The 18,392-nt window shown below is 65.3% G+C and carries 19 protein-coding genes; 9 read left to right on the forward strand and 10 right to left on the reverse strand.

Going from position 1 to position 18,392, the window contains the following annotated elements; all coding sequences use genetic code 11:
• The 4 genes from VL752_RS16705 to VL752_RS16720 form a co-directional block, all read right to left on the reverse strand.
• Nucleotides 1–184: hypothetical protein (locus tag VL752_RS16705; protein ID WP_325356993.1), on the reverse strand; the 184-nt coding region annotated here is incomplete at its 3' end.
• Nucleotides 185–213: 29 nt separating this feature from the next.
• Nucleotides 214–528, reverse strand: a complete 315-nt coding sequence (locus tag VL752_RS16710) for a putative quinol monooxygenase (protein WP_325356994.1) — start codon at nucleotides 526–528, stop codon at nucleotides 214–216.
• A complete protein-coding gene (locus VL752_RS16715) occupies nucleotides 525–1,331 on the reverse strand; it encodes an alpha/beta fold hydrolase (protein WP_325356995.1) in 807 nt (268 codons plus the stop codon). The genes VL752_RS16710 and VL752_RS16715 overlap by 4 nt, the downstream gene beginning before the upstream one ends.
• Nucleotides 1,328–1,687, reverse strand: coding sequence for a nuclear transport factor 2 family protein (locus VL752_RS16720; protein WP_325356996.1), 360 nt, complete (start codon nucleotides 1,685–1,687; stop codon nucleotides 1,328–1,330). Before VL752_RS16720 ends, VL752_RS16715 begins: the two co-directional genes overlap by 4 nt.
• A gap of 103 nt (nucleotides 1,688–1,790) precedes the next feature.
• On the opposite strand from VL752_RS16720, the gene VL752_RS16725 reads away from it, so the two are divergent.
• Nucleotides 1,791–2,609 (forward strand): helix-turn-helix domain-containing protein, encoded by an 819-nt coding sequence (locus VL752_RS16725; RefSeq protein WP_325356997.1) that lies wholly within the window; start codon nucleotides 1,791–1,793, stop codon nucleotides 2,607–2,609.
• Nucleotides 2,610–2,781: 172 nt separating this feature from the next.
• Here the strand turns inward: VL752_RS16725 and VL752_RS16730 are convergent, their stop codons facing one another.
• The 3 genes from VL752_RS16730 to VL752_RS16740 all read right to left on the reverse strand — a co-directional run bounded on the left by VL752_RS16730 (nucleotide 2,782) and on the right by VL752_RS16740 (nucleotide 5,644).
• Nucleotides 2,782–3,792: a 4-hydroxyproline epimerase gene (locus VL752_RS16730; protein WP_325356998.1), complete on the reverse strand. Its 1,011-nt coding sequence runs from the start codon at nucleotides 3,790–3,792 to the stop codon at nucleotides 2,782–2,784.
• Nucleotides 3,793–3,797: 5 nt separating this feature from the next.
• Entirely contained in the window at nucleotides 3,798–5,141 is a 1,344-nt protein-coding gene (locus tag VL752_RS16735) for an NtaA/DmoA family FMN-dependent monooxygenase (protein ID WP_325356999.1), read from the reverse strand.
• A gap of 245 nt (nucleotides 5,142–5,386) precedes the next feature.
• Entirely contained in the window at nucleotides 5,387–5,644 is a 258-nt protein-coding gene (locus tag VL752_RS16740; RefSeq protein ID WP_325357000.1) for a hypothetical protein, read from the reverse strand.
• Between the two features lie 239 nt (nucleotides 5,645–5,883).
• Here VL752_RS16740 and VL752_RS16745 point away from each other — a divergent pair, with 239 nt between their 5' ends.
• The 3 genes from VL752_RS16745 to VL752_RS16755 all read left to right on the forward strand — a co-directional run bounded on the left by VL752_RS16745 (nucleotide 5,884) and on the right by VL752_RS16755 (nucleotide 7,652).
• Nucleotides 5,884–6,138 (forward strand): hypothetical protein, encoded by a 255-nt coding sequence (locus VL752_RS16745; protein WP_325357001.1) that lies wholly within the window; start codon nucleotides 5,884–5,886, stop codon nucleotides 6,136–6,138.
• A gap of 36 nt (nucleotides 6,139–6,174) precedes the next feature.
• Nucleotides 6,175–7,329: a serine hydrolase domain-containing protein gene (locus tag VL752_RS16750; protein WP_325357002.1), complete on the forward strand. Its 1,155-nt coding sequence runs from the start codon at nucleotides 6,175–6,177 to the stop codon at nucleotides 7,327–7,329.
• A 143-nt stretch (nucleotides 7,330–7,472) separates the two neighbouring features.
• The gene (locus VL752_RS16755) at nucleotides 7,473–7,652 is read left to right on the forward strand and encodes an entericidin A/B family lipoprotein (protein WP_325357003.1); all 180 of its coding nucleotides are present in this window, start codon (nucleotides 7,473–7,475) and stop codon (nucleotides 7,650–7,652) included.
• A gap of 136 nt (nucleotides 7,653–7,788) precedes the next feature.
• Here VL752_RS16755 and VL752_RS16760 read toward each other — a convergent pair whose 3' ends face one another.
• Genes VL752_RS16760 through VL752_RS16770 form a run of 3 tightly spaced genes read right to left on the reverse strand, consistent with a single transcriptional unit; the run spans nucleotide 7,789 to nucleotide 11,992 of the window.
• Complete coding sequence (locus VL752_RS16760) at nucleotides 7,789–9,027, reverse strand: ArgE/DapE family deacylase (protein ID WP_325357004.1); 1,239 nt, start codon at nucleotides 9,025–9,027, stop codon at nucleotides 7,789–7,791.
• A complete protein-coding gene (locus tag VL752_RS16765) occupies nucleotides 9,024–10,772 on the reverse strand; it encodes an ABC transporter ATP-binding protein (protein ID WP_325357005.1) in 1,749 nt (582 codons plus the stop codon). The genes VL752_RS16760 and VL752_RS16765 overlap by 4 nt, the downstream gene beginning before the upstream one ends.
• 14 nt (nucleotides 10,773–10,786) lie before the next feature.
• Nucleotides 10,787–11,992 (reverse strand): CCA tRNA nucleotidyltransferase, encoded by a 1,206-nt coding sequence (locus VL752_RS16770; protein ID WP_325357006.1) that lies wholly within the window; start codon nucleotides 11,990–11,992, stop codon nucleotides 10,787–10,789.
• A 154-nt stretch (nucleotides 11,993–12,146) separates the two neighbouring features.
• Between VL752_RS16770 and VL752_RS16775 the strand changes: the two genes are divergently transcribed.
• From VL752_RS16775 to VL752_RS16795, 5 genes are all read left to right on the forward strand, one after another.
• Nucleotides 12,147–13,694, forward strand: coding sequence for a PfkB family carbohydrate kinase (locus VL752_RS16775; RefSeq protein WP_325357007.1), 1,548 nt, complete (start codon nucleotides 12,147–12,149; stop codon nucleotides 13,692–13,694).
• Between the two features lie 5 nt (nucleotides 13,695–13,699).
• Nucleotides 13,700–14,872 carry an AGE family epimerase/isomerase gene (locus tag VL752_RS16780; RefSeq protein WP_325357008.1) on the forward strand — a complete coding sequence of 391 codons (1,173 nt, stop codon included), beginning with the start codon at nucleotides 13,700–13,702 and terminating at the stop codon, nucleotides 14,870–14,872.
• Nucleotides 14,869–15,852, forward strand: a complete 984-nt coding sequence (gene rfaD / locus VL752_RS16785; protein WP_325357009.1) for an ADP-glyceromanno-heptose 6-epimerase — start codon at nucleotides 14,869–14,871, stop codon at nucleotides 15,850–15,852. Before VL752_RS16780 ends, rfaD begins: the two co-directional genes overlap by 4 nt.
• Before the next feature lie 154 nt (nucleotides 15,853–16,006).
• The gene (locus tag VL752_RS16790; RefSeq protein WP_325357010.1) at nucleotides 16,007–17,293 is read left to right on the forward strand and encodes an autotransporter strand-loop-strand O-heptosyltransferase; all 1,287 of its coding nucleotides are present in this window, start codon (nucleotides 16,007–16,009) and stop codon (nucleotides 17,291–17,293) included.
• Nucleotides 17,286–18,392: autotransporter strand-loop-strand O-heptosyltransferase (locus tag VL752_RS16795; RefSeq protein WP_325357011.1), on the forward strand; the 1,107-nt coding region annotated here is incomplete at its 3' end. The genes VL752_RS16790 and VL752_RS16795, both read left to right, overlap by 8 nt.

Genomic DNA, 18,392 nt, shown 5'->3' on the forward strand with positions numbered 1-18,392 from the left:
CTTGATCCTGCTCCATCTGGCTGCGGCGTTGTTTCATGCTCTCGTGCGGCGCGACGGCGTATTCGAAGCGATGGCCTCCGTCAGGACGGGCGAAGGTCCCTGATCCGCGCGGTTCAATCGGCGGCGTCACCTTGTTCGTCCAGGATTCACCAAGCCCGCAGCAGCAGGAGGCCGGACGGGCCATGGCCGCGGCTGCGGACAAGGCGGCGTCACCTATGGCAACTCCATTGAACCAAGTGCCAACGGCGTCCAGATGGTGATCCGCCGATCCTCCATCAGAAGCTTAGGCAATGCAGCATGCCATTCCCGACGATAGGGCCGATGCAGCTGTGTGTTGATGACGTCGTCGTGATCTCGCCATATCTCATGCAGAAGAAAACGCCGAGGATCTGCCGGATCGACGTGAAGGGTCGCGCAAACATAGGCCGTCTCGACCTGCATTGACTGTATCACCCCGGCCAGCAGGTCGAGGAATCGCTGGCGCTCTTCGGACTTCACCCGGAACTCGATGATGTAAGCGACGCTCATTGCCTCACCCTCTCGGCAATATCCTCCGCGAGTCGCGCGGCATGCGTGACCATCAGCCCATGCGCGGCATTTTCGTAGATGAGCAGCTGAGCACCAGGAACGAGTGCCGTATAGCGCCGGGCGGTCAAGTCAATCGGGGCCGAGGCGTCCTGATCGCCGTGAATGATCGTCACGGGAACGCGGCACGCCGCCGCTTCGGCACGAAAATCCGCCTCCGCAATGGCCTTTTGAAAGTCGATGAGGATGCGACGCGAGCAGTCCAACACCATCGCTGACATCCAATGACCCAGACGCAGGTGGTGGCCGGGCGCGAACGGTTCGATGTTTTCGTCGATCCAACCAGCCAGATCAGTGGAGAGCTGTTTGGTCAACGCTTCGATCGCCTGCGGTGTCAGTCCCGCAACATCGCCGCCCTCCGCTATCATGCGCGGGCCTGTCGCCCCGACAAGAAAGAGGCGTGCAACCCGTGCGGGGCCATGCCGGGTAATGTAACGGATCGCCTCGCCACCTGCTCCCGAATGGCAAACGAGCGTTGCGCTGTGCAGATCAAGCGCATCGAGCACAGCGGCCAGATCGTCCGCGAGATCGTCGTAACGGGCGCTTCCGGGATCCGTAGAGCATCCGTGCCCGCGCCGATCATAAGCAATCGTGCGCAGCCCGCGAGCATTGAGCGCAACCATTGTCTCGCCCCAAATGCGCGAGTCCATCGCCCAGCCCGCCAGCAGGACGAGGGGCGGGCCCTCGCCCCAGTCGCGGATGAACAAGCGGTGCCCGCCGGCGGTCTCCACAAAAGGCGGGCTCATGCCGCGTCTCCGTCGAGGAAGCCGATCACCTCTGCAATGCGCCCAGCCGCATCGAGGCGTACGACGTCGGTGCCGTGCGCGACAGGCGCACCGCCCGCGGGCGCGAGCGCCCAGGAAAAGCGTATGAATGGCCCATGCCCATCCGGCGCGCCGGTCAGCGCGAAACTGTGTCCGGGAAACTGACCGCGCGCTTTCGCAATCATCGCGGCAATGCCGCCACGATCCTCGCCGGTCATCATCGGGTCATGATAACAAGCGTTCTCCGCCCAGCCGTCGAGAAGACGCGCGCGCTCCGCCTCGTCCGGCGTGTTCCAGGCGGCAAGATAGTCTGATGCGATCTGATGAGGGGATTTCATGGGCTGTTCTCCAGTTGAGTGCCGAAGGATGCCGAGACGCGGGACCCTATGCGATTACCCTGGAGGTAATGGTGCGCCGATTTTCTCCCGGTAAGGTACGTGCATGACCACGATCCCGCAGCACGACACTATCGGCAACGTTCTCCGCGAATGGCGCCAGCGCCGGCGTTTCAGTCAGATGGAGCTCGCCGGTGAGGCCGCAGTCTCCACGCGCCACCTCAGCTTCGTCGAGAGCGGCCGGGCCACGCCAAGCCGGGAGATGCTGCTGCGCCTGGCCGAGCCTCTCGGCATGCCGCTGCGCGAACGCAATCGTTTGCTCCTCGCGGGCGGCTTCGCGCCCCACTATCCAGAGCGCTCGCTCGACGCGCCAGACATGGCGGCGGCAAAACGGGCCGTCGAAGCTGTGCTTGCCGCACATGAACCGTTCCCGGCCCTTGCGGTGGATCGGCACTGGACACTGATCGCGGCCAACCGGGCCGTCGGTCCCCTGCTTTCCGCCGTCGCGCCGCAACTCCTGGAGCCGCCGGTGAATGTGCTGCGCCTCAGTCTCGCGCCAACGGGGCTAGCGCCATCGATCCTGAATCTGGCCGAATGGCGGCGCCATCTGCTGGAACGTCTCCGTCGTGAAGCGGAGGCATCGGGTGATATCGCCCTGCTTCACCTCCATGATGAGTTGCGGGCGCTACCGGCTCCGGCCTCTCCCGTGCCTCCCACGGCGAGCGGATCAATCGTCGTGCCGCTGGTTCTGCGCCATCCGGGAACTGGCGATCGCTTGTCTTTCCTGTCCACCACCACCGTGTTCGGCACCGCGGCGGATGTGACTCTCGCAGAGCTTACGTTGGAGTGCTTCTATCCGGCGGACGAGGAGACGCGGGTCGCCTTGCTCGGAGGCTCTGCCCTACAGGCACGGCGGTCGCAATAGGCCCGGCAGTCAACAACTGATGTGGCACCAAACTCGGGCGGCATCGCCTTCTTCATCCACGATCCGCCAAACCCGCATAAGCGGTGCGCCGACGGGATCAGTATCTGCCGTTGTCACTCGGATTCCGTCCCGGACCGGCAGAAGTGCCGCCCGCCGAGCTGATCGAGGCGCATTACGCGACGGTAAAGCCGTGGCAGAAGGGATCGCGGGGATCGACGAAGATGGTGTTGTAGCCATGCATCCTGGCCCAACCGGAAATGCTGGGCCGGATGCCAGCAAAGTTGCCGACGGCGGCCGCACTTTCTACTCGCCCTTCGAAGAGGCTGCCGATGATGCTCTCATGGATGAAATCATCGCCGACCGACAATTTCCCGCGCGCGGTTAACTGCGCCATGCGAGCCGAGGTGCCGGTCCCGCAGGGAGACCGGTCAATCGCCTTCTCTCCATAGAACACGGCATTGCGGCCGTGCGCGCGGGCGTCCCGCGCGGAACCGGTCCATTGGATATGCCGGATGCCGCGAATGGTCGCATCCTCGGGGTGCACAACCTCGATCGCCTCATTGATCAGTCCCCGCACGATCGGACTCAGGCGAAGAATCTCGCCCGCCGAGATCGCCTCTAGTCCGGCAAAATTCTTCTGCGGGTCAATGATCGCGTAGAAATTGCCCCCGTATGCGACATCCACCACAAGCTCGCCCAGGCCCGGCACCTCGATCACCACATCGGCGGCAGCGAGATAGGAGGTGACATTGTGGATGCGTACGCTGTCGATGAAACGCCCGTCCCGCTTGTACTGTGCGATTACCCGGCCGGCGGGCGCGTCCAGCGCCAGCACGCCCTCCTCGCGCGGGGTGGCGAGGCCGTTTTCCAGCGCCATCGTCACCGTGCCGATGGTGCCATGGCCGCACATCGGCAAACACCCCGAAACCTCGATGAACAGAATACCGATATCGCAATCCTCCCGCGTCGGCGGGTAGAGGATGGAACCGCTCATCACGTCATGCCCGCGCGGCTCGAACATCAGGGCGCGGCGGACCCAGTCATGGCGCGCGATGAAATCCTGCCGCCGCTCGCTCATCGTCTCGCCCCGCAGCAGCGGCCCACCGCCGGACACGAGGCGGACGGGATTCCCGCAGGTATGGCCGTCGATGCAGCTAAACGTATGAACCTGTCCCTCGGCCATGATGCTCACATGTCCTGCAGATTGTCGCGCAGCGTGCGGCCGCGATATTCGGTGCGGAAGCGGCCGCGTCGTTGCAGTTCCGGCACCAGAAGATCGACGATGCGGATCAGGTCGTCCGGCACCGAAACCGTGTGCCCGAGCATGAAGCCGCCGCGGCTGCCCGTGGCCTCGAACGCCTCTTCCAGAATGTCCGCGATCTGGCTGGGTGATCCGGCAATCGTCTTGTCGTAGGATGTGGCGCTCTTCACGCCATGCTCGAAAAAGGTGTCCCGGGAAATTTCGGTACCCGCGCCGAGGGCGAGGCTGAGTTCATGCACGAAGCCGATGGGGGATGCCTGGGCGGCGATGATTTTCTCCTGCACCTCGGCGAGCGTAAATCGCTCTGGCAGGGTCGAGAAGTCATAGCCGTTATTGTAGGAGAGATAGGCGCCCACGGCCTCTTGCGGAATGGCGGTCAACAGCCTTTCGCGCTGGGCAATGGCCTCGGCCTCCGTCTCCCCCACCACGATCGGGGTCTGCCACAAAATGCCGACGGTGGCAGGATCCCGCCCCAGATCGACCAATGCCTGGTCCAGCGCCGCGCGATGCTTCACCTGGCGGGCGAGCGCCATGTCCGGGCCGAAGACGTAGTCGGAGACATAGGCGGACGCGCGGATGCCACGGGGCGAACCCCCGGCCTGGATCAGCACCGGCCGCCCCTGGGGGGAAGGCGGTGTGTTCAGCGCGCCCTCCACTTTAAAGAATTTTCCCTCATGTTTGACATGATGGATCTTCGCGGGGTCCGTCACCCGGCCGGATTCGAAATCCCACAGCATCGCGTCGGGTTCGGCGCTGTCCCACAGCTTGCGGCAGACGTCGACGAACTCCTCCATCCGCTCGTAACGGCTATTGTGCTCCATCAGCTCGTCGAAACCGAAATTGGCGGCATCGGACTTGCGGGTCGAGGTCACGAGATTCATGGCAATGCGCCCGCCCGTCAGATGGTCGAGCGAGTTCATCAGCCGCGCCATGTAATAGGGGTGCATGAAGGTCGAGGAATAGGTCAGGCCGAAGCCGAGATGCTTCGTCACCCGGGACATCGCGACCATGATCGGATTGAGATCCTGACGCGGCCAGCTGATGCCCCATTCGATCGCCGCATCGGGCGATCCGCGCCAGGTGTCGGGAATGCCGGTGCCGTCCCCGGAAAAGACCATGTCGAGGCAACCGCGCTCGGCGATGCGGGCGATCTCCTCGAACATCTCGACATCGGGGAAATGGCGCCCCGGCCAGGCGCCCGGCATCCGCCAGCGCCCTCCCATATGCGTATAGGAGAAGTCGAAGCCGAGATGCATGCGGGGCTTGGCCAAGCGGAGCGATCCTTCGCGTGTTCGGCCGAGCCTAGATCAGGTTTTGTGGGATGGCTATCCGGCTATCCCCGCCGGGCAGCGTGCGCTGACAAGGCGTGGGAGATGCGTCAGGCACCGCCGACCCGGCGGGATCGCCGCGCCTGGGTGCCGGGAGGAAGCGGCCCAGGGGCAATCCGTTGGAGAGGGCAGTCCCCTCTCCCAAACCTTAGAACCCGGGCAGGTTCAGGCGCCCGGGTGTCACGCCTTCAGCGCGCGTAGGTGCCGGCCACGATTTGCGGCAGGTCGGCGCGGCTGAAGCCGAGTTCGCCGAGTTCGCGATCCGAATAGGCGTCGAGTTCGCGGGCCATCTGCAGGCGCTCCGCGCGCTCGGCGCGGCGCTCGGCGATCACCTGGCGAAGCAGGGCAATGCCCCGGAAGAGAGTCGTGAAGCCGAGGAAGTCGGTGGCGTTGCCGAAGCTGTCCTGGGCGCTCCGGGTGCCGTTGAGGTCAGCAAACGTAGCCATTGGGTGGGCTCCTGTGATGCGTTGTGTTGCAGCGCAGCATTAAGCGGTTTGAGCGGCTTTGTCCAGAATTACGTGCATAGTTCGCTACAACGAATTAGACCAACAGCGATGCACTAATGTCGCACCTCGCGTCATTTGCATCGTAGAGCGCCCTGACAGTTCGCCCTTGCGTCTACCACCCGTTTGTTTGAGCGTGCCCCCAGACCGTCCGACCGGCGGCCAATGAAGGGAACGGCAGCATGAGCACCGAGGCGCCCGCACCGGATCCGCACGGGTTCGACCCAAAGAACATCGAGAGCTATTTCGCCATGGCCCGCATTCATGGCGAGGTCGCCGATACGTCCCAGCGCATCGCCGATCTGGAGGATCTCGCCCGCGTTGCCTGGCGCATCATGACCCCGGAGCAGAGGACGCTCTTCCTGGCCGAGCCCGAGATCCTCGCGATTGCTGACAGTTTCGGCGATTTCGCGGACGGCCAGAACGCCGATTTCTAACGCTGATTTCCAAAGCCGCTATCCGGGAAAAGCCGCATGACGAATTCTGCCGCCGCACGCAGCGCGATCGACGCGCTGCTTGATCATGTCCTGGCCGAGAGGCGCCTCGTCGGCGCGGCCATCCTCATTTTTCGGGACGGACGCCCCTTCTATGAGAAGGCGATGGGCCTTGCTGACCGCGAGGAGAACCGGCCCATGACCATGGACACGGTCTTTCGCCTCGCCAGCATGACCAAGCCCATCGTCTCGGTCGCGACCCTTGCCCTGGCCGAAGCCGGCCTCTTGACCCTGGACGATCCTGTAACCCGCTTCCTGCCCGATTTTCGCCCGAAAACGCCGGATGGCATTGAGGCGGAAATCCGCATCCGCCACCTGTTGAGCCACACCGCCGGCCTCTCCTATGGCTTCCTGCAGCCGGAACCCTCGGCTTACGTTGCGGCCGGGATTTCCGACGGGATCGATCGGCCGGGCATCGACCTCGCCGAAAATCTTCGGCGCTTGGCAGGTCAGCCTCTGCGCTTCGTGCCCGGCTCCTCCTGGCACTATTCGCTGGCGACCGACGTGCTCGGCGCCGTGCTGCAGGCAGCCACCGGTCAGACCCTGCCCGAGATCGTGGCGGATCGGGTCACACGGCCGCTCGGGATGAGCGAGACGGGCTTTCTCGCAACCGAAGAGACGCGGCTTGCGACCCCTTATGCCGACAGGCCGGCGCCAGACGCGAAACCGGTCCGCATGACCGATCCCTTCACCCTCGCCCAGGAGGAATCCGGCGTCGCCCATTTCTCTCCCGGCCGCGCCTATGACGAGACAGCCTATCCCTCAGGCGGGGCAGGGATGATCGGCACGGCGGCTAACTACATGCGCTTCCTGGAAGCGCTGCGCCTCGGCGGCGCACCCATACTCTCGCAGCAATCTGTCGCAGCCCTGACGGCCGATGCCGTGCCGGCTCTCGACATCGATCTCTCAGGCCCGGGCTGGGGTTTCGGCCTCGGCGTTTCCCATCTCCGCAATCCGGTTGCCGCCACCGCGCCGATGGCGGCCGGCAGTTGGGGTTGGGGCGGGGTCTATGGCACCAGCTTCTGGGTGGATCCGGAAGCTGGGCTCAGCGCAGTGGCGCTGACCAATACAACGCTCGAAGGATGCAACGGTGATTTCTCGCGCGAAATCTTAGGCGCGGCCTACGCCACCTGATCAGGCGAAATCTCGCGGAAACCCCAGCCCCTGCCCATTCGTCAGAATGGGCACTATTCGTAACCGAAACGTGACAAGGCGACAGTTCTTCCGCAAAGCGCAAACAACCCCACGTCTGGATGACAGCTCCAGGAGATCAGGACATGACCAAGGTAATGCGTTTGGATGGAACTTTTCTGCGCACGGCGATGATAGGCCTGCTCCTGGCGGGCGCCGCCATCAGCTTGTCCGCCTGCAACACCGTGGCAGGCGCAGGCCAGGACGTGAAGAATACCGGCCAGGCGACAACCAACGCGGCGGATAACGTGCAGCAGAAGATGTAAGTCTCGCCCCGCCTTCCCAAGGCGGGAAGACCGAAGCCCCGCGGCCTCAACAGCCGCGGGGCTTTTAGTTTGCGTCAGGGTCTGACCCACGGGTCAGACAAATCCGTCCCGCGAGCCGAACTGAATCGGTCGGGCCCTAGGCGGCGAGCAGCCGAGTGAGCGCGAGGGCGACCACCTGCGTCGCCACCTTGAGGTCCTCGATCGCCAGATTCTCGTCCGCGCGGTGGCCGTTGGCCTCCAGCATGGTGCGCGGACCGGCGCCATAAAGAACCGTCGGAATGCCGCGCTCGCTATAGAGACGCGCATCGCAATAGATCGGCGTCCCCTCGGCGGCGATGGTCTCGCCCAGCACGGTTTGCGCCGCGTCGGTAATCGCGGCCACCAGTGTCTCCTGCCCAGGCACCACTTCCATCGGCCGCACCACCAGGATTTGCGTGACGTCCACGGTAATGCCGGCGAGGCCGGTGGCTGTCTGGGCGACGAGGTCGCGCAGTTCCCGCTCTACCGCCTGTGGATTCTCCTCCGGGATCATGCGGCGGTCGATGCGGAAGCTCACCTTGTCCGGAACGACATTCGTGTTGATGCCGCCCGCGATCAGGCCGACGTTGAGATTGGCATGGCCGATGCCCGGCACGGCGGACACGCGCGCCGACAGACCCCGCCTAAAATCATAAAGCGCGGTGAGAATGCGGGTGGCCTCCGCCAGCGCGTCGGCGCCCGTTTCCGGCCGCGCCGCATGGGCGGAACGGCCACGCACCGTCACGTCCAGATGCAGGCAGCCATTGTGGGCAATCGTCACGCCATAGGCGAAGCCCGCGCTGATGGCATAGTCGGGTTTGGAAATCCCCTGACCCAGAAGCCAACCCGGGCCGATCAACCCGCCGGTCTCCTCGTCATAGGTCAGATGCAGTTCCACGGTACCGGCAAGCGCCGCACCGGCATCCCGAAGGGCGAGCAGCGCGAAGGCATAGGTCGCGAAATCGGATTTCGACACCGCGACGCCGCGGCCGAACATGCGGCCGTTGACGATTTCGGCTCCGTAGGGATCGTGGCTCCAGCCCTCGCCGGGGGCCACGACGTCGCCATGGGCGTTCAGGGCGACGACCGGCCCAAGGCCGAAGCGATGACGGATGATGAGATTGGTCGCCGAGATCATGCCCGAAGCTTTGACCACATCCTCCGGCACCGGGTGACGCTCGACCTCGAAACCCAAAGCTTCGAGCAGCCCCGCCGTCATCGCCGCATGGGGCGCGCAATCGCCCGGCGGATTATCCGACGGCTGACGCACCAGGGCGGCAAGGAATTCCACCTGTGCCTCGAAGCGCGACAGCACGGCCGTGCGGATCGCGCCATCGATCGGGTTTGCCTTTGTCACGGCATCAGTCCTTGGGTTCGCACGAGGCGCGCGTAAATACCGTCCTCGGCTTGCAACTCGGCATGGGTGCCCCATTCGACCGCCCGGCCTTCCGCCATGACGACGACAAGATCGGCACTCCGCACCGTCGACAGGCGATGGGCGACGATAACCGTGGTGCGGCCACTGCGCAGCCGTGCGAGGGCCGATTGCACCGCCGCCTCGCTCCCGGCGTCCAGCGCGCTGGTGGCCTCGTCCAGCAGCAGGATGCGCGGATTGCGCAGGAAGGCGCGGGCAAGGGCGACGCGTTGACGCTGCCCACCCGAAAGCCGGTTGCCGCTGTGGCCGACAATTGTCTGCGCGCCGTCCGGCAGATCGGCGATGAAATTGGCCGCGGCCGATTCGATCGCGGCCAGCACCTCTGCCTCGCTCGCCACCGGGCGGCCCATGCGGATATTGGCCTCAACGCTATCGTCGAACAGAAGCGAATCCTGGCCGACATAGGCAATAGCGTCCCGCAAGCTGGTCAGGGTGGTATGCCGGATATCCACGCCGTCGATCTCGATCGCCCCGCTCTCAACCTCGTAGAGGCGCGGGATCAGGGCGAGCGCCGTCGATTTGCCTGCGCCCGAGGCGCCGACCAGCGCGATGGTCTGACCGGGCTGAGCCGCGAAGCTCAGGCCCTGCAGGCCGGGCCGTCCGTCCGGATAGGTGAAGCCCACCTCGCGAAAACAGAGCGCGCCGGGTCCGGCGGGTAGCGGCCTGGCTTCGGGACCGTCACTGATGCCCGGCGGCTCGTCGATGACATGGAAGGAGCGTGCAAGGCCGGCAAGCCCCTCCTGCACCGCGGAGTTGAGGGAGCCCAACGCCCGCAGCGGCCGGGAGGCGAGCATGAGCGCCGCGACGAAGCCCGAGAAATTGCCGAGCGTCGCGGCCCCCGCCGCCGCGCGCCATCCGGCGAAGCCAATAACGAGCGCCACCGTCACGCCGCCCAACACCTCCAGCAAGGGATCGACGCGCGCACGCGACCGGACCATGCGCAGCAAGGCGCGGTAGAGCTGGGAAAACACCTGCTCGGCGCGCCGCTTCTCCGTCTCCTCCAGCCGGTAGGCGCGTACCGTGCGGCTCTGGGCAAAACTCTCGTTCAACATCATCGCCGTCTCGCCCATGCGTTCCTGCATATTGCCGGAGGCGCGGCGCACGCGCTTGCCGATGCGCTGAATGGGCACGGCGGCCAGCGGATAAAGGGCCAGGGCGAGAAGGCTCAGGAGCCAGTCCATATAGATCATGGAAGCGAGCAGGCCGACGACGGTCATGGCATCCGAAACGCCGTTGACGGCGCGGGTCATGGCCTCGCGGATCGTCGCCGCATCCGTCGTGAAACGGGCGGCGAGCTGGGCCGGGGCCTCGCGCTCCATGCGCTGGAGATCCGCGGTCACCAGATGGGCGAACATGCGGTTCTGCAGATCACGGATCACGAGCAGGACGAGGTTCTGCGTCGCGACCGACTGGCCGAACTGCACCGCCGCCTTGAAGCCCGTCACAACGAGAACGAGGATCGGAATCTGGTAGAGGATGCGCTGATCCTTGCGCACGAACATGCTGAAGGCCTGGTCGATGACCGCCGGGTAGAGGGCGGTGGCGCCGGCGACCAGGGCGGTGAGGATCGCGACGATGACAATCCGCCCCTTGTAAATGTGCAGATGCTCGCGCCAGAGCCGGGCAACCAGGGCGCGCGTCGATTCGTCAGTTGGCAAGGTGCTCATCGCGCCGGCGTGTATCAAGAAGCGGGCCGGCCGGCCACCCCAGCCAGACGGGCGAGTTCGGCCCGACAGGCATCGGCATCGTCCACACAGCCGCGTTCGATCCACCAGGCGCGCACGGCGCGAAGGGCCGCGCCCAGCGCGGGACCGGGCTGAAGCCCGATCGCCACCGCGTCCCGGCCCTGCAGGGGAAAGACCGGCTCGGGAATCAGCGCCATTTTTCTTCGAAAGACCGCGGCTGCCTCTCCCGGCAGATGGCGCAGGAAAGACCGGCCGATCAGGACGTCCGCGGCGGTTTCGGCCAGCGCCTGGCGCAACACGACTGCATCCGCATCAGCTGCGGGCAAATCTCCGGTCAGAAGTGCGGAAAGCCGCTCCCGCTCCGCATTGGACAGTTTCCAGCGTAGCGCGAGCCGGTCGGCCCGCCTGGCATCGCCGATCAGGGCAGCCAGGCGCAGCAACGGCTCGGCAGGAGCGTCAGCCTCCGCCAGCCGGTCCAACCGTGCAGGCCAATCGGGCGCCGCCTCCGGCAGCAGGACGGCAAAGATGCCAAGTTCGGCCATGAGCGCCAAGCCGTCCCCAGGGTCTTTGGCGGACAGAATTTTGGACATTTCGGACCAAAGACGCTCGGCGGAGAGCGTGTCGAGCTTTCCCGCGGCCGCCCGTAAAGCCGCTGCCGTCTCCTCGTCCGGTGCCAGGCGCCCGTAGCGGCTCTGGAAGCGAAAGAAGCGCAGGACGCGCAGATAGTCCTCGGCGATGCGCGCGGCAGGCGTACCCACGAAGCGCAGGCGCCCCGCTTCGAGATCGCTGCGTCCTTCAAAATAGTCGTAAAGAGTGCCGTCCGCGCCCAGGGACATGGCATTGATGGTGAAATCCCGCCGCGCGGCATCCTCGGCGAAGTCCTCCGTGAAGGCGACGACGGCGTGGCGGCCGTCAGTCTCCACATCCCGGCGCAGCGTCGTCACCTCGATCGAACCGCCTTCGGCCAGCGCCGTCACCGTGCCATGCGCTATCCCGGTGGGGATGGCGCGGAGACCGGCCGCCTTCAGCGCGCGGATCGTGGCCTGGGGCTGCGATGGCGTCGTCACGTCGACATCGGCGACCGGGCGCCCGGCAAGGAGATCGCGTACCGCGCCGCCCACGATGCGGGCACCGGGCAGCGCTGCCAATACGGGGCGCACGCCGGGAAGGGCCAGAAGCGGAGCGGGATCGATACGGACCATCGCCTGTGCCAGAATGGATCGTGGTTTAGGCGGCCGAGGCCCCCGCCCTGCTGCCTAGCCGAGAAAGCGGCATTTGGCCATTTTCGGCTAGGCAGAGTAAGCGGAGCGCGTGCAGGCCGCACGGGCCGGACGCGCCTTTGCCAGGAGCCTTCTGATGTCCAAGCCGATCGCCGATATCCTGACCGCCATGGCCGGCCGGCGGATTCTCGTCATCGGTGACGTCATGCTCGACCGCTTTGTCTATGGCCGAACGGAGCGCGTCTCCCCCGAGGCCCCATCTTTGATCCTCGCCGCCGACCGGCAGGAGCAGATGCTGGGGGGTGCGGCGAACGTGGCGGTGAATGTGCTCGCGCTCGGCGGCCTTTGCCATCTGGTCGGGCTCTGCGGCGGCGATGCGATCGCCGGAGAACTCGCCGAGGAACTCGCCCGCTTCCCGGGCATCGAGCCCGATTTGGTAACCGACCCCACGCGCACCACGACGCTCAAGGTCCGCCTCGTCAATCCGCAATACAACACGCATCTTCTCCGGCTCGACTGGGAAGTCACGACCGCGGCGGCAGATCCTATCCTGCAGGAACTGACACGCCGGGCGGTCGCAGGCGTCGCCCAAGCGGAGGTCGTGATCTTCTCCGATTATTTGAAAGGCGTGCTGCAGCCTAATCTCATACAAGCGGTGGCCGCCGAGGCCGCGCAACACGGCATTCCCGTCATCGTCGACCCCAAGGGACAGGATTTTGCCCGCTACCGGGGGGCCACCATCATCGCCCCCAATCTGCATGAGCTGTCGCTCGCCCTCGGGCGGACGGTTGCGCAGGACGACCGCGCGGTGGAAGAGGCCGCGGCCGACGTGACGGCTGCCGCCGGGGTGCCCTCGGTCGTCGTCAAGCGCAGCCAGGCCGGGGTGCAATTGGTGGAAGGGGGCCGCACGCAGGCGCGCTTCCCGACCATCGCCCGACGGGTCACGGATGTCTCGGGCGCGGGGGATACGCTGGTCGCGGCTCTCGGCATGGCGCTCGCCGCCGGCGCGTCCCGACCGGAGGCGACGCGCATCGCCAATGCCGCCGCCGGCATCGCGGTCGCCAAGAAGGGCACCGCCGCCGCGACAGCCGCGGAACTGTCCGACCTCCTTCTGCACCGCCACGAGCATCGCATCTCGGCCAAGATCTTCGGGGCGCCGGAGGCTCTGCGTGACCAAGTGGAAGCCTGGCAGGCGGAGGGCCTGGAGGTCGGCTTCACCAATGGCTGTTTCGACCTGCTGCATCCCGGCCATATCTGGACGCTGACCGAGTCCCGCAACCGGGTGGATCGGCTGGTCCTGGCACTGAATTCCGATGCCTCGGTCAAGCGTCTGAAGGGCCCGCAACGCCCGGTGCAGGACGAGGCCGCGCGCATGACCGTCGCCGCCGCGCTGGAGGCCGTGGACGCCGTCATCCTCTTCGCAACCGACACGCCGCTCGACCTCATTACCGCACTCCGCCCCAATGTGCTCTTCAAAGGCGGGGATTACAGTCTGGAGACGGTGGTGGGCTGGAAGGAAGTGGAAGCCTATGGCGGCCGGGTCGAGATCATTCCCTACATGCCCAATAGCAGCACGACCGAGATGATCGCCCGCATGGGCGCGATGGATGCGCGGCAGACTGGCATCGGCACCGGCAGCGTCGTCCCCGCGCTCGAAACCGCGAGCCCGGCCGACAAGGGCTGAACACGATGCCCCAGCCCAGCGCCGCGCTTCTCGCCGCCTCCCAGGCGGCCATGACCTGGCTGAAAGACGAGGCCTGGCCCTTCTGGATCAGTCACGGCATCGATCGCGCCGCGGATGGCCAGGCTATCGGCTTTCATGAATTCATCGCACTGGAGAATCTGCGCTGCGCTGCCGAATTCCGCCGGCTGCGCGTCGTCACCCGCCAGACCTATGTCTTCGCCGAGGCGCTGGCGGCGGGCTTCGCGCCGGCGGAGGAGGCGATGGCGCTCGGCCTGCACTACCTCCGCACGCATGCCTTCGATCCCGACGGCGGCTACCATTGGCGCTTCGATCTGATGGGCGGCGTGATCGACCCCAGGCGCGATCTTTACGACCATGCCTTCGTGCTGCTGGCGCTCTCCGCCGCCATGCAGGCGCGGCCCGATCCGCTGCTGCGCGAGGAGGCGCTTGCCCTCGACCGCTATCTCCAGAAGGTCTTTCCCCATCCCGCGGGCGGCTACGGGGAAAGCCTGCCGCCCAGCCTGCCGCGCCGGCAAAATCCGCATATGCATCTGCTGGAGGCTTGTCTCGCGGCGGTAGAGGCCTTCGGCCCCGATCCCTTCCTCGACCGGGCGCAAAGTCTCGTGGAGCTTTTCCTCAACCGCATGTTCCAGCGGGCGGAAGGCGCGCTGCCGGAATATTTCGACGGGGGGCTGGTGCCGCATCGGGATCATGGGCGGTTCGTGGTCGAGCCCGGACATCACGCCGAATGGATCTGGCTGCTGCAATGGCACGAGCAGCTCACCCGTGCCCATGGGCGGCCGGTGCCTGGCAGTCTGGATGGTGCGATGCGCGCACTTGCCCGTTTCAACGACCGCTTCGGACTTCATCCGGATACAGGCGCGCTCATGGACGTGCTCTGGAGCGACGGCACCGTCTCCTCCGCCGGTCAGCGCCTCTGGCCGCAAACGGAACGGCTGAAAGCCGAAATGCTGCGGCGGGACCCGGATGACAACCGCATCCTCGCGGCCTATGCCGTGCTGCAGGCCCATATCGCCCCCGCGCCGGCTGGGCTCTGGATGGAGCAACGACTGGAGGATGGCGGTTTCGCGCGGATGGCGGCCCCCGCCAGCAGTCTCTATCACCTGACCTCCGCCTACGTCACCGCCGCGCGGATCCTGAGGAGTAGACTGATTTGATCGTCGTCACCGGCGGAGCCGGCTTCATCGGCTCCAACATCGTCGCCGCCCTCAACGAGGCCGGCCGGCGTGACGTCGTCGTCTGCGATCTGCTGGGCTGCGAAGGCAAGTGGCAGAATCTCCGCAAGCGCATCCTGCAGGACGTGGTGCCGCCGGACGAGCTGATGAGCTGGCTGGACGGCCGCACGGATATCGAGGCGATCATCCATATGGGCGCCGATTCCTCCACCCTCGCCCAGGACGGGGACGATATCATGAAGCGGAACTTCCGCTTTTCCCTCGCCCTTCTCGACTGGTGCACGACGCATCAGGTCAAGCTGATCTACGCCTCCTCCGCCGCGACCTATGGCGACGGCGCCCAGGGTTTTGATGACAACATGGCGCTCAGCTATCTCCAGGAACTGCGACCGCTCAACCTTTACGGCTGGAGCAAGCATCTCTTCGATCAGGTCGTGGCCACGCGCATGGAAGCGGGCGAGCGGCTGCCCCCGGTCTGCGCCGGGCTCAAATTCTTCAACGTCTTCGGTCCGAACGAAACCCACAAGGGGCCGATGATGAGCCTCGTGTCGAAGTATTTCCCGGCGATCAAGCGCGGCGAGACGATTGACCTCTTCCGCAGCTACCGGCCCGACTACAAGGACGGGGAGCAGCTGCGCGATTTCGTCTATGTTCACGATATCACGGAGACGATCCTCTGGCTGCTGGACGGCTACCGCGGAACGAGCCTGTTCAATCTCGGCAGCGGACAGGCGCGCAGCTTCATCGACCTTGTCGGATCAATCTTCGATGCGCTCGCCCAGGAGAGGAAAATCCGATTCGTCGACATGCCGGAGGCGATGCGCCCGCGCTACCAGTATTTTACGGAAGCGAACGCCACTCGCTTGCAGGCGGCGGGATACAACCGGCCCGGCACGCGGCTGGAGGAGGCCGTGAGCCATTTCGTGCATACCTATCTCGATACCGCAGACCCCTACCGGTGAAGATGCAGGCGGCGCGGCCAGCCAGGCGCGGCCGGCCAGGCGCGGCCAGCCGGGGCGCGATCCCTTTCGTGACAAATGACTGATAAGGCTGGTCAACGGTGACCCCACCGCCCTATCGAGGGGCAGTCAGTCCGAGCCAGAAGCCGAGTTCCCGATGATGTCCCAAGCCGTGCCCGAAATGGAAACCGACACCCAGCCTGCCGAGGCCACGTCCCCGAGCGCGGCGGCCACTGCCACGAAGCCGAGCTTTCCCGCCCCGGCCGAACTGCCCACCCAGAAGGGCCCGCAAGGCATTCGCTACGACATCAATCATGGCGCGCGGGTCGTGCTGCCCAGCCGCGCCAAGGGCAGCTGGCGCGTTCGCCTGACCGATCTCGATACCGGCAACATCCTGTTCCAGAGCGATAACAAGGGTGCCTTCATCCGCTCTGCTAAGCGTTTCTTCGTCCGCTTCGGAATCGAGATCTGGGAGGTGGACGAGAGCGGCCAAGCGACCGCCATCTTCACCCATGAGCAGGACGTGCGGGATCGGGAGGTCTTGATCCATCTTCCCGTCGGGACCTTGGGCGATACCTTGGGCTGGTTTCCCTATGCCGCCCGCTTCGCCGAGGTCACCGGCGCGCGTGTCACCTGCTCGCTCTCAAAGCTCATCCTGCCTCTCTTCGAGGATGCTTATCCGAACCTCACCCTCGTCAGCCACGAGGAAGCCGAAGAGCGAAAGCTCGCGGAGAATGCCTATGCAACCTATTGCATCGGTCTCTTCTTCGACGATGCCGCCTGCGAGTGGCAGCCGACGGATTTCCGTCATGTCGGTCTGCATCGCACGGCGGGTTATATTCTGGGCGTCGATCCGGCGGAGGAGGCGCCGCGCCTGGCGCTCCCGGACGAAAGCCGACCGATCCCCGAACCCTATGTCTGCATCGCAGTCCAGGCCTCGACCCAGGCCAAGATGTGGAACAATCCGAATGGTTGGCGAGAGGTGATCGCCTTCCTGAAGGAGCGCGGTTTCCGGGTCATCTGCATCGACCAGAAGCCGGTGCATGGCCAGGGCATCGTTTGGAACCACATCCCTCATGGGGCCGAGGATGAGACCGGGGACCGGCCGCTGGCCGAACGGGCGCGCTGGCTGCGCCACGCCTCGGCCTTCATTGGCTTGTCATCTGGCCTCGCCTGGCTCTCCTGGGCAGCGGGCTGCCCGACCGTGATGATCTCGGGCTTCACCCATCCCAACAATGAGTTTGACACGCCTTATCGCGTCATCAACTGGCATACCTGCAACAGTTGCTGGAATGACGTGCGGCACCGGTTCGATCACAAGGACTATCTCTATTGTCCGCGCCATAAGGGCACGGACCGGCAGCTCGAATGCACGCGCCTGATCACCGGCACGCAGGTGATCAACACACTCAAGCGCGTGCCGGCCATCGCCGCCCGTGCCTGAGCGCGCCGATCTTCCAGCCCTCGAAGCGCCGGGCGGCCTGCGCTACGATTTCAACGAAGGCATTCGCGTCGAACTGCCGCAGCGGGAGACCGGCACATGGCGCGTTCGCCTGTCGGATATCGATACCGGCAATAACCTTTTCGAGACGCAGATTGCCGGTGGCCGGGTGGCGAGCGCCAAGAAATGGTTCTTCCGCGGCCGGGTCGAGGTGTTCGACGGCGAGAAATCGGTGCTCGACCACCGCTATGACGCGCGCGGCCGCGACGTCCTGATCCGCTTCCATATCGGCACCCTCGGCGACATCATCGCCTGGTTTCCCTACGCGGCGACATTTGCGCAGCGAGAGGGTTGCCGCCTCACCTGCTGCATGTCCGAGCATCTCATCCCGCTCTTCGCCGGAGCCCATCCCGATATCCGTTTCACGACGCCGGACATGCTGGACGACCGGGTCTATTACGCGACCTACAAGATGATGATGTTCTTCGGCGATCGGCATCGGGACTGGAACACCTGCGAAGGCCGGTCGCTCAGCCTGCAGGGCAATGCCGCCCATCTCTTCGGAATCGCGGCACGGGATCTCCGCGCCAGCCTCGCCCTGCCGGATGAAAGCCGGCCCATCGCCGAGCCCTATGCCTGCATCGCGACGCAGGCGACCGGCCAGGCGAAATACTGGAACAATCCGGAAGGCTGGGATCAAACAATCGCCTTTCTGAAATCGCTGGGACTGCGGGTGATCTGCATCGACCGCGCCCACACCGAGACGCGCGGCTTCATCCGCAACAGCATCCCCCAAGGAGCGGAGGATCAAACCGGAGACCGGCCATTGACCGAGCGCGCGCGCTGGCTGCGCCATGCCTCGGTCTTCGTGGGACTTTCCTCCGGCCTCTCCTGGCTTGCCTGGGCAGCCGGCGTGCCGGTGGTGCTGATTTCGGGCTTCACGCACCCGCTCAACGAATTCCACACGCCCTATCGCGTCATCAACTGGCATGTCTGCAATAGCTGCTGGAATGATGACACGACGGATTTCGACAATCAGGATCGGGCGGATTTCCTCTGGTGTCCGCGCCATAAGGATACGCCGCGCATGTTCGAATGCTCG

The sequence above is a fragment of the Acidisoma sp. genome (genome assembly GCF_035492295.1).
Lineage (GTDB): Bacteria > Pseudomonadota > Alphaproteobacteria > Acetobacterales > Acetobacteraceae > Acidisoma.

What these genes read in the sequence shown, in the direction of transcription:
- VL752_RS16710 (WP_325356994.1), bottom strand. Translation starts at nt 528, where the DNA reads ATGAGCGTCGCTTACATCATCGAGTTCCGGGTGAAGTCCGAAGAGCGC.
- VL752_RS16715 (WP_325356995.1), bottom strand. Translation starts at nt 1,331, where the DNA reads ATGAGCCCGCCTTTTGTGGAGACCGCCGGCGGGCACCGCTTGTTCATC.
- VL752_RS16720 (WP_325356996.1), bottom strand. Translation starts at nt 1,687, where the DNA reads ATGAAATCCCCTCATCAGATCGCATCAGACTATCTTGCCGCCTGGAAC.
- VL752_RS16725 (WP_325356997.1), top strand. Translation starts at nt 1,791, where the DNA reads ATGACCACGATCCCGCAGCACGACACTATCGGCAACGTTCTCCGCGAA.
- VL752_RS16730 (WP_325356998.1), bottom strand. Translation starts at nt 3,792, where the DNA reads ATGGCCGAGGGACAGGTTCATACGTTTAGCTGCATCGACGGCCATACC.
- VL752_RS16740 (WP_325357000.1), bottom strand. Translation starts at nt 5,644, where the DNA reads ATGGCTACGTTTGCTGACCTCAACGGCACCCGGAGCGCCCAGGACAGC.
- VL752_RS16745 (WP_325357001.1), top strand. Translation starts at nt 5,884, where the DNA reads ATGAGCACCGAGGCGCCCGCACCGGATCCGCACGGGTTCGACCCAAAG.
- VL752_RS16750 (WP_325357002.1), top strand. Translation starts at nt 6,175, where the DNA reads ATGACGAATTCTGCCGCCGCACGCAGCGCGATCGACGCGCTGCTTGAT.
- VL752_RS16755 (WP_325357003.1), top strand. Translation starts at nt 7,473, where the DNA reads ATGACCAAGGTAATGCGTTTGGATGGAACTTTTCTGCGCACGGCGATG.
- VL752_RS16765 (WP_325357005.1), bottom strand. Translation starts at nt 10,772, where the DNA reads ATGAGCACCTTGCCAACTGACGAATCGACGCGCGCCCTGGTTGCCCGG.
- VL752_RS16770 (WP_325357006.1), bottom strand. Translation starts at nt 11,992, where the DNA reads ATGGTCCGTATCGATCCCGCTCCGCTTCTGGCCCTTCCCGGCGTGCGC.
- VL752_RS16775 (WP_325357007.1), top strand. Translation starts at nt 12,147, where the DNA reads ATGTCCAAGCCGATCGCCGATATCCTGACCGCCATGGCCGGCCGGCGG.
- VL752_RS16780 (WP_325357008.1), top strand. Translation starts at nt 13,700, where the DNA reads ATGCCCCAGCCCAGCGCCGCGCTTCTCGCCGCCTCCCAGGCGGCCATG.
- VL752_RS16790 (WP_325357010.1), top strand. Translation starts at nt 16,007, where the DNA reads ATGATGTCCCAAGCCGTGCCCGAAATGGAAACCGACACCCAGCCTGCC.